This window comes from Duganella sp. CT11-25 (assembly GCF_047302815.1).
Lineage (GTDB): Bacteria > Pseudomonadota > Gammaproteobacteria > Burkholderiales > Burkholderiaceae_D > Rugamonas.
The window spans coordinates 6,498,591-6,514,338 of sequence record NZ_JBKBFD010000001.1 but is presented as its reverse complement, the minus strand read 5'-3'; the positions used below and the strand labels follow the sequence as shown (position 1 = coordinate 6,514,338).

Annotated in this window: 17 protein-coding genes; 3 read left to right on the top strand and 14 right to left on the bottom strand. The window is 64.9% G+C overall.

Going from position 1 to position 15,748, the window contains the following annotated elements:
* Positions 1-4 precede the first annotated feature (4 nt).
* On the bottom strand, positions 5-1,114 hold the full coding sequence (gene ribBA / locus ACEN9F_RS28285; RefSeq protein WP_413425580.1) for a bifunctional 3,4-dihydroxy-2-butanone-4-phosphate synthase/GTP cyclohydrolase II: 1,110 nt from the start codon (positions 1,112-1,114) through the stop codon (positions 5-7).
* A gap of 386 nt (positions 1,115-1,500) precedes the next feature.
* On the opposite strand from ribBA, the gene ACEN9F_RS28280 reads away from it, so the two are divergent.
* The gene (locus ACEN9F_RS28280) at positions 1,501-1,875 is read left to right on the top strand and encodes a hypothetical protein (protein WP_413425578.1); all 375 of its coding nucleotides are present in this window, start codon (positions 1,501-1,503) and stop codon (positions 1,873-1,875) included.
* Here ACEN9F_RS28280 and ACEN9F_RS28275 read toward each other — a convergent pair.
* Positions 1,872-2,909, bottom strand: coding sequence for an ROK family protein (locus ACEN9F_RS28275; RefSeq protein WP_413425577.1), 1,038 nt, complete (start codon positions 2,907-2,909; stop codon positions 1,872-1,874). The genes ACEN9F_RS28280 and ACEN9F_RS28275 overlap by 4 nt on opposite strands.
* A gap of 181 nt (positions 2,910-3,090) precedes the next feature.
* On the opposite strand from ACEN9F_RS28275, the gene ACEN9F_RS28270 reads away from it, so the two are divergent.
* Together ACEN9F_RS28270 and ACEN9F_RS28265 are read left to right on the top strand one after the other, a co-directional pair.
* Positions 3,091-3,357 carry a SemiSWEET transporter gene (locus ACEN9F_RS28270; protein WP_413425575.1) on the top strand — a complete coding sequence of 89 codons (267 nt, stop codon included), beginning with the start codon at positions 3,091-3,093 and terminating at the stop codon, positions 3,355-3,357.
* A complete protein-coding gene (locus tag ACEN9F_RS28265; RefSeq protein ID WP_413425573.1) occupies positions 3,354-4,790 on the top strand; it encodes a mannitol dehydrogenase family protein in 1,437 nt (478 codons plus the stop codon). The genes ACEN9F_RS28270 and ACEN9F_RS28265 overlap by 4 nt, the downstream gene beginning before the upstream one ends.
* A gap of 35 nt (positions 4,791-4,825) precedes the next feature.
* Here ACEN9F_RS28265 and ACEN9F_RS28260 read toward each other — a convergent pair whose 3' ends face one another.
* From ACEN9F_RS28260 to glyA, 12 genes are all read right to left on the bottom strand, one after another.
* Positions 4,826-6,265, bottom strand: coding sequence for a hypothetical protein (locus tag ACEN9F_RS28260; RefSeq protein WP_413425571.1), 1,440 nt, complete (start codon positions 6,263-6,265; stop codon positions 4,826-4,828).
* A gap of 53 nt (positions 6,266-6,318) precedes the next feature.
* Positions 6,319-6,732: a hypothetical protein gene (locus tag ACEN9F_RS28255; protein WP_413425570.1), complete on the bottom strand. Its 414-nt coding sequence runs from the start codon at positions 6,730-6,732 to the stop codon at positions 6,319-6,321.
* Positions 6,733-6,796: 64 nt separating this feature from the next.
* Positions 6,797-7,432, bottom strand: a complete 636-nt coding sequence (locus ACEN9F_RS28250) for a riboflavin synthase (protein WP_413425568.1) — start codon at positions 7,430-7,432, stop codon at positions 6,797-6,799.
* A 15-nt stretch (positions 7,433-7,447) separates the two neighbouring features.
* On the bottom strand, positions 7,448-8,563 hold the full coding sequence (gene ribD, locus ACEN9F_RS28245; protein ID WP_413425566.1) for a bifunctional diaminohydroxyphosphoribosylaminopyrimidine deaminase/5-amino-6-(5-phosphoribosylamino)uracil reductase RibD: 1,116 nt from the start codon (positions 8,561-8,563) through the stop codon (positions 7,448-7,450).
* Positions 8,550-9,101 carry a GspH/FimT family pseudopilin gene (locus ACEN9F_RS28240; RefSeq protein WP_413425564.1) on the bottom strand — a complete coding sequence of 184 codons (552 nt, stop codon included), beginning with the start codon at positions 9,099-9,101 and terminating at the stop codon, positions 8,550-8,552. Before ACEN9F_RS28240 ends, ribD begins: the two co-directional genes overlap by 14 nt.
* Positions 9,098-9,553, bottom strand: coding sequence for a type IV pilin protein (locus tag ACEN9F_RS28235; protein WP_413425563.1), 456 nt, complete (start codon positions 9,551-9,553; stop codon positions 9,098-9,100). The genes ACEN9F_RS28240 and ACEN9F_RS28235 overlap by 4 nt, the downstream gene beginning before the upstream one ends.
* Positions 9,550-11,634 carry a pilus assembly protein gene (locus ACEN9F_RS28230; RefSeq protein WP_413425561.1) on the bottom strand — a complete coding sequence of 695 codons (2,085 nt, stop codon included), beginning with the start codon at positions 11,632-11,634 and terminating at the stop codon, positions 9,550-9,552. The genes ACEN9F_RS28235 and ACEN9F_RS28230 overlap by 4 nt, the downstream gene beginning before the upstream one ends.
* Before the next feature lie 11 nt (positions 11,635-11,645).
* The gene (locus tag ACEN9F_RS28225) at positions 11,646-12,248 is read right to left on the bottom strand and encodes a pilus assembly protein (protein WP_413427200.1); all 603 of its coding nucleotides are present in this window, start codon (positions 12,246-12,248) and stop codon (positions 11,646-11,648) included.
* A 3-nt stretch (positions 12,249-12,251) separates the two neighbouring features.
* Positions 12,252-13,202 (bottom strand): PilW family protein, encoded by a 951-nt coding sequence (locus tag ACEN9F_RS28220; protein ID WP_413425559.1) that lies wholly within the window; start codon positions 13,200-13,202, stop codon positions 12,252-12,254.
* A complete protein-coding gene (pilV, locus tag ACEN9F_RS28215; protein WP_413425558.1) occupies positions 13,199-13,765 on the bottom strand; it encodes a type IV pilus modification protein PilV in 567 nt (188 codons plus the stop codon). The genes ACEN9F_RS28220 and pilV overlap by 4 nt, the downstream gene beginning before the upstream one ends.
* 104 nt (positions 13,766-13,869) lie before the next feature.
* On the bottom strand, positions 13,870-14,340 hold the full coding sequence (gene nrdR, locus ACEN9F_RS28210; RefSeq protein ID WP_413425556.1) for a transcriptional regulator NrdR: 471 nt from the start codon (positions 14,338-14,340) through the stop codon (positions 13,870-13,872).
* Positions 14,341-14,455: 115 nt separating this feature from the next.
* Positions 14,456-15,703 (bottom strand): serine hydroxymethyltransferase, encoded by a 1,248-nt coding sequence (glyA, locus tag ACEN9F_RS28205; RefSeq protein ID WP_413425554.1) that lies wholly within the window; start codon positions 15,701-15,703, stop codon positions 14,456-14,458.
* Between the last annotated feature and the right edge of the window lie 45 nt (positions 15,704-15,748).

Here is a 15,748-nt window from a genome sequence, read left to right as displayed (position 1 = left end):
TGGATTAGTTAGGTTTGGCAACGTAGCCGGTGACTTCGAGGTCGAAGCCGGTCATCGATGGCATCTTGCGCGGGCTGGCCAGCAGCTGCATCTTGCAGACGCCGACTTCGCGCAGGATTTGCGCGCCGATGCCGTAGCTGCGCAGGTCCATACTGGCCGCGCGGCCTTTCGGCTTGCCTTCCGGCTTACCCAGCGCGTCGAACTGCGCGAAGAACTGCTCGGCCGTTTCTTCGCAATTGAGCAGCACGATCACGCCGCTGTCGGCCGCCTTGACCGCCGCCAGCGAGGACGACAGGTTCCACGAGTGGGTGGTCGCTTCCGATTCCAGGATGTCGAGGATGGAGACCGGCTGGTGCACGCGCACCAGGGTTTCCTTGCCTTTTTCGATCTGGCCGTGCACCAGCGCCAGGTGGGCCGAGCCGCTCGGCTTGTCGCGGAAGGCGATCATGCGGAAGTCGCCCTGCGCGGTCTTCAGCGGACGCTCGCCGATCTTCTCGACCAGCGACTCGTTGCGGCTGCGGTAATGGATCAGGTCGGCGATGGTGCCGATCTTCATGTCGTGTTCCTTGGCGAACTCCAGCAGGTCCGGCAGGCGCGCCATGGTGCCGTCGTCCTTCATGATCTCGCAGATCACGGAGGCCGGGGTCAGGCCCGCCATCGCGGTCAGGTCGCAGCCGGCTTCGGTATGGCCAGCGCGCATCAGCACGCCGCCCTTTTGCGCCTTCAGCGGGAAGATGTGGCCCGGCTGGACGATGTCCGACGGTTGCGCGTCCTTGGCCACGGCGACCTGGATGGTCTTGGCGCGGTCTGCCGCCGAGATGCCGGTGGTCACGCCTTCGGCCGCCTCGATCGAGACGGTGAAGTTGGTCCCGAAGGCGGTGCCGTTACGGGACGACATCATCGACAGATCGAGCTGGTCGCAGCGCTCTTCGGTCAGCGTCAGGCAGACCAGGCCGCGCGCATGCTTGACCATGAAATTGATGGCTTCCGGCGTCACGAAATCCGCCGCGAGCACCAGGTCACCTTCGTTTTCCCGGTCTTCTTCATCGACCAGGATCACCATGCGGCCAGCGCGCAATTCGGCGACGATTTCTTCGGTGCTGGAAATTGACATTTTTAATCCTTCTAAAGCTTAGCGAGAATGTTTCTTAACCCGCTATTTTAAAGGATTTACGCCTTCTCCACCGCAAAACCCCGCTTTTATCCGGCAAAAGACCAGTAGCTCATCCGCACTCTGGTTTTCTTGCAAACATTGCGGACGCCAGTCAGCTATTCGAGCGTCAATCAAACATGCCAATACTGACGCTTTACATGTAAAAACATGGTTTTTTACACGAATTTCACGACAAAAGAGCGAAAAAGACCACTTTTCCAGCAGGCATGCTATTTGCGATAACTCAATTATTCGCGATACCGCGCATACCTGTCCCGCCAAGGGTGAATGGCGGGGGCCTTTTCCAAGGCCTGATCAATAAGATATTTCTTTCAAGGAGATTCACCATGTCCGACAACAAATGCGACTGCAACCAACAAAACGAAGTGCGCGACCTGACCAAGGTGGCAAGCGCCCTGCCGGAAGGCGCCCAGCTGCAAGGCCAGACCCAGGTATTTGCCTTCCATCCCGACACCCTTGCGGCGCAAATCTCGGCCTGCGTTACCGCCAGCTATGACAATGGCAAAATTTGCGTCGGTTTCCCGCTCATCGGCAACATCTGCTTCGGCGTCTCCCTGCCCATCCCATCCGGCTCAACCGTGAAGGTTTGCATGGAAACCTGCGGCTTCCGCTTTGGCTTCCCGCCGTTCAAGGGGATCAAAGCCACCGTGTCCTTCAACGATCAATCGCTCTGGACCGGCACCATCTGGGGTAGCTGCTAAGCGCCCGGGGCGCGGCTTCCCGTCCGCGCCGCAGGCGCGAAGCTCGCGTGCAGCGACAGGTAGGCCGCGCCGATGACCTTGGCGTCGGCGCCAACCTCGCCCGCATGCAACGCCGGACGGGCCGCGCCCTCCCAGTTGTAGCGCTGCAGGGCGGTTTCCACTTCCACCAGCAGTCGCGCCAGCAGCGCGCGGTCGATCTTGCCGTCAATAATGACCCCATCCAGGTCCACCAGGCAGGCCGCGTTGCAGATCGCATAGGCGATAGCATCCGCCGCCGTGGCCAGCCAGGCCTCGCTTGACGCCAGCGTGACCAGTGACGCCACGCTCAGCAGCTGCATCGGCGCGCCATCCTGTCCGCGCGCGCCGGCCCGCAGCGGCATGGAACCGATGGCGCCGGCGTTGCCGTGCATGCCGGCATGGGGCCGGCCGTTGACCACCAGGCTGCCGCCGGTCAACGTATCGACAAAGATGTACAAGTAGCTGTCGAGGCTGCGCCCCCGCCCCGCCACCAGCTCGGCCACGCAGGCCGCCGCCGTATCCTTGGCGAACGTCACCGGCAAGCCGGTCAACGCCTGCATCCGCTGGCGGATGTCGACGCCGCTCCATGCCTGCGCATCCTCCACAGGCATGCGCAGCAGCCCTTGCCAGGCGCCGAAGTTCAGCGGCGCCGCCACACCCACGCCACAGATGCGCGCGGCGGCCTCCGCCCCCAGCGACTTGGCCGCGGCGTCCAGTTGCCGCGCTATCGCCGCAAAGACGGTCTCGACATCCGGGCTGTCGTAGCTGATCCCGGCGCGGAAGCGCGGCGCGCCGGTGAAATCGATCAGCGCCACCTCCAGTTCGCGGCGGCCGATCTGGATGCCGATCGCATAGGCGCCGTCCGGATCCAGCGCGATCGGCTGCGACGGCTGGCCCACCTTGCCGCGCAGGACGTCGAGCTTGCGCACCAGCTGCTCGTCGAGCAGCCGGTTGATGATGACCGACGCGGTCTGCGTGCTCAAGTCGGTCAGCCGCGCCAGGTCCGCCTTGGCCACGCTGCCGCGCAGGCGGATTTCCTGCAGCAGCAGGCGCTCGTTCGCGCCCAGCCGGCGCAGGTTAGGGATTGCAGTTTTGATATTAATTCCGCAGAAAAAGAGAGGTTTTGTTCATTTGTAGTATACTTCGTTCTTAATTAATAAATCAAACTGATTTATTAATAGCCATGAAAGGAGAATTATGCATTTTGATTCCACCCTCCTCGGCCTGATCGCCGCTTTCTGTACCACCATCGCGTTTATCCCCCAAGTGCTGCTGATCTGGCGGCGACGCTCCGCCAGCGGCGTATCGACCGGCATGTACTCACTGTTCTGCTTTGGCGTCTTCCTGTGGCTGTGCTACGGCATCAGCATCCGCGCCTGGCCCATCGCCATCAACAACGGCGTCACGCTGGTGCTGGCCTGCTCGGTCCTCGCCATGAAATGGCGTTTTCGAGGCAACCCATGATGAATAAACTATCGAACACCACCATTGCAACGCTGACCAGGCGCAATCCCGCGCTCGCCGTACCCGCCTACGACCGTAGCGCACTCAAAGCAGGCATCGCCCACATCGGCGTCGGCAATTTCCATCGGGTGCACCAGGCCGCGTACATCGACCGCTGCCTGCACCTGCCCGGCCATGCGGACTGGGCCATCTGCGGCATCGGCCTCGGCAACAGCCCGCAGGCGCGGACCAAGGCCGCAGCCCTGGCGCAGCAGGACCACCTGTACACGGTGACCGAATTCGGCGCCGACGGCCAGACCGGCACCCGTGTCATCGGCGCCATGATCGACTACCTGCACGCGCCGGCCAATCCGGAAGCGGTGCTGCGCCGCCTGGCCGATCCGGCGATCCGCATCGTCACGCTGACCATCACCGAAGGCGGCTACGACATCGCCCCGGAGCGCGACAACGCGCGCACCGCCTTCGGCTACATCGTCGAATCGCTGCGCCGCCGCCGGGACGCGGGCGTGGGCGGCTACACCGTGGTTTCCTGCGACAACTTGCGCAGCAACGGCGACACAGCGCGGCGCGCCGTGCTGGCCTGCGCGACGCAGCTGGATGCCGGCCTGGCCGAATGGATAGACGCCGAGGTGAGCTTCCCCAACAGCATGGTGGACCGCATCGCGCCGGGCATTTCGCCGCTGCGGGAACAATGCCTGAACGAGATCACCGGCGTGGACGACCTGCTGCCGGCGATGGCCGAGCCCTACACGCAATGGGTGCTGGAGGACCGCTTTGTCGCCGGACGTCCCGACTTTGCCGCCGCCGGCGTGGAGTTGCGGCCCGAAGCGGCGCCGTATGAAGCCATCAAGGGCCGCATGCTGAACGCCTCGCACATGCTGCTGGCGTATCCGGGACTGTTGCTGGGCTATCGCATCGTGCCGGAAGCCATGGCCGACGGGGACCTGGGCAAGCTGCTCAGGCATTTCATGGAAAACGACGTGATTCCGCTGCTGGCGCCGCCCGAGGGCGTGGTGCTGGATGAGTACAAGGAAAGCGTGCTGGCGCGCTTCGACAATCCGGCCATCGCCGACCAGCTGACGCGCGTGGCGCACGACGGCGCCGCCAAGATCCCGGTGTTTTACACCTCGACGCTGCAAGCCATGCTGCGGCAAGACCGCGACTGCCGCCGCGCCGCCTTCCTGCTGGCGTGCTTCCGCTTGTACCTGAACGGCGTCGATGCCTATGGCGGCCTGTTCGACGCGACCGAACCGCAAATCAACCAGACCGACTGGGCGCTGATCCGCAATGGTCCGCCGTCCGCGATCATGGACATCCGCGCGTTCAAGGCGCTGAAGCTGTCAGAGCATCCGGGCATGATGGCGGCGTTTCAATCCATCTGGCTGGACATCGCGCGGCAAGGCGTACGGCACGCCCTGCGCCACGCGCTGTAGGCCGTTTTCCGTTTTCTGGAAACGCTGATGGCCGCCTATTGCGGCAGGTCGAACGGCGTCATCTGCTCGCGCACCGGCGCGCCGCCCAACATCGGCTTGGGCTCGGTACCGTGGCGGATGACGATCATGTTCGCCGTCACGGTGATCGTCGAACCGGCGCCGCCGACCGGATTGAGGACCACCTGATGGTCGATCCCCTGGCAATTGGCGGCCGACGTGCAGACGTGGGTTGGTGACGACGGCACGATACTGTCAATTTCATAGCCGTAGCGCCGCAAGAAACGTTTCCCGGCCTTGGCATCGGTGTCGGCCAGCCCGGCCAGCACGAGCACCAGGAAGCGGTTCAGCGCATACGCATAGCTGGGGTGCGGTTCGCGCGTCAGCCACGTCACCTGCAAACCCGTCGTGAACATTTCCGGGCGCAAGACACGCTTCGCCAAAGCCGCCTTGTCCGTCGTCGCCCACCCCTTCATCAAAACGGCGACGGCGTCGGCGATGGTTTCATGCCACTTTTTCATCGCCTTGACGGGCGGCTGTGCCGGGCCGTGCCAAGCGTAGGCGCGCCGGCCTTCATCCTCCGCCGCCAGGATGACTGCGCACAGCGACGGCGGCGCGATGTCGAGGCGCGGGTTGACGGCATGGGCTTCCGTCTGGATTTTCTCGAACAGTTCGCGGCCGAAGTAACCCATCGTCAGAACACGCTGGACATCCTGCAATGCGCCGTCGCCGCCACCCGAAATCACGACACTGGATACCCGGGGCGGCAACTTGGCGCCACTACTGATGCCATCGTCGTCGGTCCAGAACGCCGGGCCGCTATAGCCGCTCCATCCTTGTGGCAGGCGGTTGTCGGCGGTCTGCTCGCGGCCAAAACCGATGCAGGACAGCACCGCGCAAAATGACTTGTGGGCCGAACCGTCAGGCCAGGGGCCGGGAACCGTGACGCCGCCAGCCGTATCTTTCATGCCGGCGACGAAATGCCACGCATCACAGGAAAGATGCAAGTCGATGCGGCCCCGGTGGCCCCGTCCGTTCAAGTACGTCAGCCAGTCTTGCCATGCCGTCATCCATGTGGCGACCAGGGCGGTTCCGGTCCCCTGTTGCTGCATCAGAGGGATGGTGCCAGGCGCGATGGGAAAGCTGCCATGCCGCCAATGCGGCTGCGGCCAGTCATATTCGGTGGGATCCACCCTGCGCCACGACGCCTGCTGGAGCGCGGCAAACGGCTGCGGCCTCAGCTCCAGAACCGTCACGGGGACGCCAAGATTGGCTGCCGTCATGGCCGCGTTCATGCCAGCGGCGCCAGCGCCCAATATCAACAAGGGCCGATCGCGCGCGATGATTTTGTCGTCGATCAGCCCGTGCGCCAGCAAACTGGAACGCATCAGCTGATCACGCACACTGCCCGTGCGGACGCCGGTCAGATCATAACGAAAGGGGGAAACACGATGAAATACCAGGACGGGATTGGTCACGGCTCCCTCATCTCATTGTTGTTCCCAAGGCCGGGAGCCAGCCTTGCGGGATGTTATAAGGACTTCGACTGTGCAAATTTAAGCAGGTTGGCGCGCGACGCCTTGCGGTTTTCCCAGTACTGCTTGATATAGTTGATCGCAGCGTCACGCAAAATCAAGGTGGGGCTTTTGTAGAAAGCGATACCGATATCGGCAAGTTGCATCGGCGTCAATTCAAAATCGGCCACGCGGCTCTCCGGCGAAATCACCACCAGGCCGGTCGATGCATTGCCTTGGGACATGGACTGCTGCAGGTCCTCAACCACGTACTTGAGCTCGCTGGTGTCTTCAAGAATGGCAAGGCACAGGCCATCCGTGCTGACGAGGTCAGTATGGAATCGCCCGGTCGCGTATTCGATACGTGGCCGTTTAGGCAATTCCGGCAACTCCACCGCTTTCATACTGCTGATAGACTCAGTCGCAAGCATGGCCTGACCCTCCGCACGAGATGATTCACTTATACCAGCGTGCATACGGAAGGTCAAGACGGGTTTATTTGCTGGCGGCGCCTACCGAAACCATGCGCTCGACATAGCGGGCGATCAGGTCGATTTCCAGGTTGACCTGCTTGCCGACCACCAAATGCTTCAGCGTGGTCATGGCGATGGTGTGCGGGATCAGGTTGATCGAGAACTGGCACACCAGGTCCTTGCCGCTGCCGATATCGTTGACGCGGTTCACCGTCAGCGACACGCCGTTGACCACGATCGAGCCTTTAAAAGCCAGGAACTTGGCCAGCTCGTGCGGCGCTTCGATCACCAATTCCCACGACTCGCCCACCGCTTCGAACTTGCGCACCACGCCCAGGCCGTCCACGTGGCCGGAGACCAGGTGGCCGCCAAGGCGCTCGCTCAGGGTCAGCGCCTTTTCCAGGTTCACTTCGGTCAGCGTATCGAGGCCGACGGTGCAGTTCAGGCTTTCGCGCGAGACATCGACGCGGAAGCTGCTGTCATCCTTTTCCACCACGGTCATGCAGGCGCCGTTGATGGCGATCGAGTCGCCCAGCGCGACATCGGCCAGCGGCAGGCCGCCGGCGTTGATGTCCAGGCGCACGCCCGCGAACGAGCCGCCTTCCAGCGGGGTGACCGATTCGATTTTGCCGATAGCGGCGACAATTCCAGTAAACATATGAGTAGCTTCTTCTTAACGAGTGAATCGGGCAAGGATACGCAAATCGGCGCCGATCTGCTGAACCTCGTGAAATTTCAAATTCCGTTTATGCGATAAATCCGTCAGCGCCGGCAGGGCGAACATGCCCTGCGCATCGCCGATCAAGGTGGGCGCCAGATAGACCAGCAACTCGTCGACGCAGCCTTCGCGTATCAGCGAGCCGTTCAACTTGCCGCCCGCCTCGACGTGCAGCTCGTTGATCTGGCGGCGGCCCAGCTCCCGCATCAGCTCCGGCAGATCCACCTTGCCGGACGCATTCGGCAACATGATGATCTCGGCGCCGGCAGCGCGCAGCGCCGCTTCCTTCTCGGGATGGCCGACCGCCGCCGCGATCCACGTCCCGCCTCCCTCCAATATCTTGGCGGAAAGGCTAATATCAAGCTTGCTGTCGACCACGATGCGGCGCGGCTGGCGCGGCGTCTCGACCGCGCGCACGTTCAGTTGCGGATCGTCGGCCTTGACGGTGCCGATGCCGGTCAGGATGGCGCAGGCGCGCGCGCGCCACGCATGGCCGTCGGCACGCGCTTCAGGTCCGGTGATCCACTGGCTGACGCCGTTATGCAGCGCCGTCATGCCATCCAGGCTGGCGGCGGTTTTCATACGCACCCACGGCAAGCCGCGCGTCATGCGCGAGAAAAAGCCGATATTCAATTCATAAGCTTGCTCGGCCAGCAAGCCGGTGCCGACTTCGATGCCGGCGGCGGCCAGCTTGGCCATGCCCTGCCCGGCCACCAGCGGATTCGGATCCTCCATCGCCGCCACCACCCGGCCCAGGCCGGCGCGCACCAGCGCGTCCGAGCAGGGCGGCGTGCGGCCGTAATGGTTGCACGGTTCCAGTGTGACATAGGCGGTGGCGCCGCGCACGTCGTGGCCGCGCGCCTGCGCATCCTTCAGGGCCTGGATTTCCGCATGGTCGGAGCCGGCCTGCTGCGTGACGCCGGCGCCGATCACCACGCCGTCGCGCACGATCACGCAACCGATGTGCGGGTTCGGCGACGTCGTGTACAACCCTTTCGCGGCCCATTCCAGCGCCAGCGTCATGCCTTCGAGATCGTTGCTGATATTCACATTGTCCTTAATCCGCACCATCGCAGTTGGCTCGGTCCTGCGCCGGGTCGCATACCCGCACCCGGCCCAGCATGTTGATCTTAATATTGCGCACATCCTCGCCCTGTGTCAGCGACAGCGTCCCCCAGCGTGCGGCCAGGCTGTTGCCGGCGCTGCAAGCACGCCCTGCAGCATTATAAGCAAGGTAGGCCGGCGCTGCACCCGAGGAAAACCTCGACGATACGATGATCCCGTCGGCGATGGGACCGTGGCGGTAGATCAGCAGTTCGCCGGCGTCGGGCCGACGGTTGCCGTTCTGGTCGACAAACACCAGCCAGCCGCGTTGCCAGTCGGCGCCGGCCGGCTCCAGCGGCGCCATCAGCACCTTGCTGCCGCGCGCGATGGCCTGCGAGCGGGTCAGGTCGATGGCCGCCAGCAAGTCGTTGGTGGCGGTGCGCAGCCGTTGCCGCCGTAGCGTCTCATGGAAGGACGACATGGCGGCGCCAGCCAGTATGACGGCCAGCACCAGCACGACCAGCAGCTCGACCATCGACACGCCCACGCTATGCCGGCGGTTCACGGCCAGCAACCTGCGGCGGGGCCGCTCGCCAGCCGCAGGCCGCTGCTAGTCAGGGTCAGCCGGCGGCAATCCTCGTCGCGGAACTGGCCGTCGACCTGCCCGGTGCCCGGCATGGCGATCAGTTGCACGCATTGCTCGATCACCTCGCCGTCGCAAGCCTTGCCTTCGATCTCGTAGGCGCTGACCGGCGGGCGGGCGCCGCTCCACCAGTGGAAGTGGCGCGCCTCGGCCTCGGTGGCGCCGGCGGCGAAAGCGATATAGCGGTTGTTCTGCGTATGAAAGCGCTCCTCCTGCATCATCAGTTTCAGCAGGGCCGACTGCGCCTCGCCGCGCTTGGTGCGGATCACGTGCTGCTGCCAGGCCGGCAAGGCGTGCGCCGCCAGCACGACCATGATGACCAGCACCACCAGCAGTTCGATCAGGCTGAAGCCGTCGTCGGCGGCGGGCTTCATCTTGCTGCCTCGTGCAGTTCGCGCCAGTTGGCCACTTCGCGCCAGCTGAGGCGTCCGGCGCGCCGCACCGACTTCATGCTGCCGGCAACGACAGGGCCGTCCGCCCCGATATTGACGACCGTCGCAGTGGCTTTGACATTGATGCGTCCCGCAGGACCGTTGTCGTCGCGGATGGCGGACTGCGGCAGCAGCGCGGGCGATGGCACGTAGTCGGGCAACAGCAGGCCGACGATGGGCTCGTCACCGGGCAGGATGGCGGTCACAACGCGGTCGTCCGCCAAGCCGGTGAGGACGTTCAGCGCATAGGTCCTGCTGCGCGGCACGGCGCAGGCATCGGCGCCGGGCAACAGCGTGTTGAACAGCACTTCGCCGTCCGCCAGCAGGCCGCTGTCGATGCTGCGCTCGCCGGATTTTTCCGTTTGCAGGAAATCGACATACCAGCCCTTGCTGCCGCTCTCCATGCGCGCGCCGCTGATGCCGAGCAGCGCATCGCCGGTGGCGCCGTCAAGGAAGCGCTGCGTCAACTGGCGCCGGCTGGTGACGATGTCCGGCGGAGTTTGCAGGCTGTCGATGATGGCGTAATAAGACTGCGGCGCAAAGCGCGCGGAGCCGCGGTCGGCCTTTTCGATCAAGCTGCCGGTGCCGAACAGCACCATATAGCCGCGCTCGCTGGCGTAGGCCAGCAAGGGCTGCTGCGTGATCGGCTGCCGTTGACCGTTGGCGTCGCGTGCGACAAACAGGGGCGCGCCGTTGGCGCCGGGACCGACCGCCTTGGCCCACGGCGCGCCGCCGCTGAAGTCGAACCGCCACAGATTGCCTTGCAGGTCGCCGGCATAGGCGTAGCGCAATGCGCCGTCGCTGCCGGCCAGCAGCACCGGCGCGCTCAGCGCGTTCGCCAATGCGGACTCCGCGACAGGCGTGATCAGCCGGTAGTAGTTGTCATTGAGTTTCCATGGCGCGTCCTGCGGCTTGTCCAGTGCCAGCAGGAATAAGGCGCCCTTGCCCTCGCCGCCGGCGTTGCCATCCGCCGCGTAGTTATTCAGGCCGCTGGCGACGATGGCGAAATGGCGGTACGTGGCGACACCGCCGCTGCCGCGCGTGCGGACCTTGGCGATTTGCGGCAGCGTGGTGACGTTGCCCATCATGGCGTCGTCACGGTCGGTGAATTCCCAGAGCACGCCCAGTCCATCGGCGAAGCGCGCCGGATCGGTGACGTCCAGCGCAAACACGCCTTGCGCGCCGCCGCCCATGCCGGAGACCAGCACCGTTTTCCTGCCGTCGCCGATCAGCGCCTCGCCGGTGGCGGCGGGGCCGTCGACATAGGCGCGGTGAACGTAGGCCGGATCGGCCAGGTGGTGCAGTTGCGCGATCAAGGCGTCCGGCACGTAGGCGAACAGCTCCTGCCCATTGCGGGCGTCGAAGGCGTGCAGCATGCCGTCGTTGGCGCCAAGATAGACGGCGGCGCGGCGGTCGACCGGACCGACATAGGCCGGCGTGCTGTGCACCGCGTCGCCCAGCACGCTGCTGCGGCGGCGGAACTGGCTGCCCTCCAGCGTGCGGTCGCCGCGCAGATAGGCCAGGCGTTGCGCGCCGGATTGGTCGGACTGGTTCAGCAGCGATTGCTGCGCGGGCGACAGCGCCTGCCAGGTAAAGGGCACCATGGCCAGCGCGCCACCGGGCTGGACGATGGCGGTGTAGATGTTGCGCTGCTCCGGCGCGGGCATGGGCGGCCGGCCGGCGGCGCCGGTCAGGACGGCGCCGGCATCCCACGCCAGGGCCGGCACCACGCCGACACCGCCCGCCGGCAAGACGTAGCGCGAGAAATGGCCGCCCCAGTCGGCCAGCGCCATCGTGGCCCGATACAGATCGCCGGCGCCCGCCGAGGGCGGTGTCGCGACCGCCGCCGCCCGCGCGGCCGGGCGCAGCAACGTCGAGCCGGTCGCCGCTCCCGCGCCGCCGGCCGGCGTGCACGCCGCCGCGACCGGCAGGCTGTCGATCTCCAGCACCGGCGGCGCAGCCTGCGCGCACGCCACCCACATCAGCGGCAGCCCCGCCACCACCCAACCATGTACGCGCCACATCGCCCACCTCCTCACTCCGGTTTGCTGAACACGCTTTGCAACACCACCTCGGTCCCCGGCTTGGCGCCGAAGCCGATCACCGTGACGCGATAGCAGTAATGCGGTGGCGCGCCGGCGGAGGCGTCGTCGCCCGGCAGGCGGCACGCCATCCGCTCGATCAGATAGCGCGGCTTCTTGAACGGCAGGAAGCCCTCCCCGGTCGGCATCGCGGCGGCGGTGTAGGTCCCATGCGTCGCGGTGCAGGCGCCGCCATCTTCCGTGCCGGACAAGTCCACCTGCTGCCAGACCGGCGGCTCGCCGGCCGCCGCCCGCGCACGCAGGCCCGCCGAGGCCGCATCGGCGCCGCCGCAAGCGGCAGCAAAGGCCGCCGCATCCGGCCCGAAGGCCGCCGCGCGCGCCGGATCCCCTTTCCCTTCCGGCCCGCCCTGGATATCCAGTTCCGCATCGGCCAACGCATCCTCCGCAGCAAGAAACGCCACATCCCGGTCGCGCTCGCCGCGCGCGGCCTTCTCACCCTGCAAGCTCAGCTGCGCCGCCGACACGCCCAGCAGCATCACCAAGATCAGCAGCATCAGGCTGATGAGCAACGCAATCCCTTGCTGCCGCGCGGCCATCATCTATACACCCCGGTTACGCAGCGCAACGGTCATGCTGAACACCCGGCGCGCCCGGTATCGCTGCGCCTGCGGAAACTGCCCTTCCTGCACCAGCACGCCCTGATCCTCGCCATGCGCATCGGAATAGGCCGGGCCGAATAAATCGAAACGGGTCTGCACCGTGTCCGCGCGCGAATTGCTGTCGCCGTGCAGCAGCAAGGCCAGCTTGACGCTGCACACGCGCTTCCAATGCGTCTTGCGATGGCGGTCGCGCGCCAGTTCGGCCGGCGTCGCGCCCTCCAGCGCCAGGGCGTCGTCCAACGCGCGCACGGCGCTGGCGTTCAGATAGGTATTGGGCACGCCGTCCATCGGCGTATCGGTATCGACGCCGTACAGCACCTGGAAGGAATCGACGCCGCGCACGATGGCGTCCGCGCCCCAGCCTTCGCCGCCGCGATACTTGCAGCGCAGCTCGGGCTCGCCGCCCGCATCGGCGGCGACATAGAAGATGCTCCAGCCGCGCGCATCGGCATCGGCCGGCGCCGCCACGCCGAAGCCCGCGCAATTGAGACTGGAGCCATCGCCATTGGCGCCGCCGCCCGAGCCGGAAAACCGCAAGGCCAGCACGTCGCTGCCGTTGGCCACCGGCGGCAGCGGCGCGCTGATGCCGTCGCTGGCCCGGCTGATGCTGCTGGCGTCGCGGCCGTCGATGGCGGCGGGCGTCTCCGGATTCAACTCGAACGGCGCGCCATCGCTCTCCCAGTTGACGGTGGCGCTCTGGCGTATCGCCTGCGCCATGCTCTGCAGCGCATAACGGCCGCCATCGCTGAGCCACATATTCTCGCTGTGATTGCGGTAGTTGCTGCCCGAGGCCAGGAACAGGCCGCTGGCCAACAGCGTAATCAGCAATCCCAGCGCCACCGCGATCATGAACTCGACCACGCTCCAGCCGCCCCTCGCTCCGCGCTTCATCGCACCGCTCCCACGGCCAGCGCCACGCCCGGCATGTACTCGCCGCTGTCGTCGGTCAGCGGCGTGCCGTCCGGATGCTTGCCGCGCCATCCGACCTTGATCACCAGCGGCGCGGCGGCGCCGCCGCCGCAGGCCCAGCGCAATTTTCCGCCGCTCCATAAGCCGCCGTCGCGGCAGATCACCACGCGCCCGGCCGGCAGGTTTTGCCGCACCAGCAGCTTGGTCTCGTACAAATCGGACAGCGCCAGCTGCGCATTGCCGCAGGCGGCGCCATAGCACAACGCCGCCGGCGCCGGCGGACGCGGCTCGTTCAAGACGTCGTAATTCAGGGTGAGATAGAGATTGTCGCCATCGGCCAGGCGCATCTGGCCGGCGTTGACGCGCATGCGCTCGGCCATCGCGGTGGCCAGCTGGGTCGCCTGCGACAGCAGCGCCGCCTGGTGCCGCGAACGCAGGGCCGCCATCTGCAAGGCCACGCCGCCCATGATGCCCAAGGCCAGCACCACCACGGCGATCAGGATTTCCAGCAAGGTGTAGCCGGAACAATATGCCCGTGTGCGCATGGCACACCTCCGCAAGTCGAGAAGACTGTGCTAGAAGGTAGCAGCGCTTACTGCAGAGAGTATGAGGTGTATCAAAAGTGCGCCAGCAGTATGCCAGCCGTGCGCTAGCTGTTGCGCGGTTTGCGTTCCTGCCCGACTTCGGCAATCGCATCCTGGAACTCGGCCAGGTCTTCGAAGTTTTTATAGACGGAGGCAAAGCGGATATACGCGATCTTGTCCAGGCGCTTGAGCTCCTGCATCACCAGTTCGCCGATGTAGCCGGTATCGACTTCGCGCTGTCCGCTGGTCAGCAGTTTTTCTTCGATCGACAGGATCGCCGCATCGACGGCGGGCGCCGCCACAGGGCGTTTGCGCAGCGCCAGCGTCAGGCTGCCGCGCAGCTTGGCGGACGCATACTCGGTACGGCTGCCGTTCTTCTTGACCACATACGGCATCACCAGCTCGATGCGCTCATACGTGGTAAACCGTTTATCGCATTTGCCGCAGCGCCGGCGCCGGCGTATGGCGTCCCCCTCCTCCGATACGCGCGTATCGAGGACCTGGGTATCTTCATGCTGGCAGAACGGACATTTCATATGGGCGAATAGCAGAGTAAATTAGCGTCGTTCCCTCGAAAGAGGGAACCCATGCCGCGCTGCCGAAGTTACTCGGCATGGATCCCCGCTTTCGCGGGGATGACGCAGTCTCGTATTACTTAGCGTAGACAGGGAACTTGTCAGCCAGCACCTTCACCGCCGCTTTGACGCGCTCGATGGTGGCCGCGTCGTGCGGGTTGTCCAGCACGTCGGCGATCAGGTTACCGACTTGTTCCGCTTCCGCTTCCTTGAAGCCGCGGGTGGTCATCGCCGGCGAACCCAGGCGGATGCCGGAAGTCACGAATGGCTTCTGCGGATCGTTCGGGATGCCGTTCTTGTTGGTGGTGATGTGCGCCGTGCCCAGGATCGCTTCGGCTTCCTTGCCGGTCAGGTTCTTCGGACGCAGGTCCACCAGCATCACGTGCGACTCGGTACCGCCGGAGACGATACGCAGGCCGCGCTTGATCAGGGTCTTGGCCAGCACGTCGGCGTTGATCACCACCTGTTGCTGGTAAGCCTTGAACTCAGGCTGCAGCGCTTCCTTGAACGCGACTGCCTTGCCGGCGATTACGTGCATCAGCGGGCCGCCCTGGATGCCTGGGAAGATGGCCGAGTTGATGATCTTCTCGTGCTCGGCCTTCATCAGGATGATGCCGCCGCGCGGGCCGCGCAGCGATTTGTGCGTGGTCGAGGTGACGAAGTCGGCGTGCGGCACCGGGTTGGGATACAGGCCGGCGGCGATCAGGCCGGCGTAGTGCGCCATGTCGACCATGAAGTAGGCGCCGACCGCTTTGGCGACGGCGGCGAAACGCTCGAAGTCGATCTTTTTCGAGAAGGCCGAGGCGCCGGCGATGATCAGCTTAGGCTTGTGTTCCTTGGCCAGCGCTTCCATCGCGACGTAGTCGATGTCTTCCGCTTCGGTCAGGCCGTAGGACACCACGTTGAACCATTTGCCGGACATATTCAGCGGCATGCCGTGGGTCAGGTGGCCGCCTTCGGCCAGCGACATGCCCATGATGGTGTCGCCTGGTTTCAGGACAGCGAAGAACACGCCCTGGTTGGCCTGCGAGCCCGAATTAGGCTGCACGTTGGCCGCTTCCGCGCCGAACAGCTGCTTGACGCGGTCGATCGCCAGTTGCTCGACGACGTCGACGTACTCGCAACCGCCGTAGTAGCGCTTGCCCGGGTAGCCTTCGGCGTATTTATTGGTCAACTGCGAACCTTGCGCTTCCATCACGGCCGGCGAGGTGTAGTTTTCCGACGCGATCAGCTCGATGTGATCGTGCTGGCGGGTGTTTTCTTTTTGAATGGCGCCGAACAATTCCGGGTCAACGCTGGCGAGGGTGTGATCTTTTGCGAACATGAAAAAACTCCAATCGAATGAGTAACTTGTTACTGGCAGGCTGGA